At 61.2% G+C, this 743-nt stretch carries 1 protein-coding gene; it reads right to left on the bottom strand.

The window, feature by feature from the left end; genetic code table 11:
• Window positions 1–743: GGDEF domain-containing protein (locus B3873_RS08495; protein ID WP_286865272.1), on the bottom strand; the 743-nt coding region annotated here is incomplete at both ends.

Raw genomic sequence — 743 nt, forward strand, 5'->3', positions numbered from 1 at the left:
GTCGTTGATGCGCTTGAAATGATCGATGTCGAACAGCACCACCGACACCGCCCGCCGATAGCGTTGCGCCACACCCAGCTGCTGATCGGCATGGGTGTAGAAGGCGCGGCGGTTCAATACGCCGGTCAGGAAATCGGTATTGGATGAGGTCTGCAATTGCGTGATCAGCGCCTCGCGTTCCTTGGCCAGACTGTTGCGCTCGCGCATGCGCTGCTTGAGCACGCGCAGCGCACGCATCATCGCGCCGATCTCATCCTGATGGCGCGCCTCGGGGATTTCCTGCTCCAGCTTGCCGTCCACCAGACCCGACACCAGATCGGTGGCCTGCACCAGCGGACGCACCACACGCCGCCCGATCAGTACCACCAGCATCTGGAAGAACAGGCAAGCCACCAGCGTCAGGCTCACCACCAGAATCAACAGGTTGCGGGCCCGCGTATTGTGGCGCTCCGCCTGCTCCAGCAGATCATCGAGCAGCAGATCGCGCAGGTCCGTGATGGAGGCCATCGAGGGCACATAGAACTTGAAGAGATCGGTAGGCGTGACCCCGAAGTCACCGGACTTCAGCCCTATCTGCAGCAGGAAATCGAGGAACTGGAAGCCACTGTCGAAATATTCCTTCTCCACCCGCTCCAGGGCCGCGGCAAATTCCGGCGCGCGACTGTAACTGCCCAACTGGCCGGCGATGAAGTTGCGCAGCAACTCGATGCGGCCATAGAGGCGTCCGATTTCGATGACTTCCG

Source organism: Herbaspirillum sp. UBA812 (genome assembly GCF_002296545.1).
GTDB classification, from domain to species: Bacteria; Pseudomonadota; Gammaproteobacteria; order Burkholderiales; family Burkholderiaceae_D; genus Herbaspirillum; species Herbaspirillum huttiense.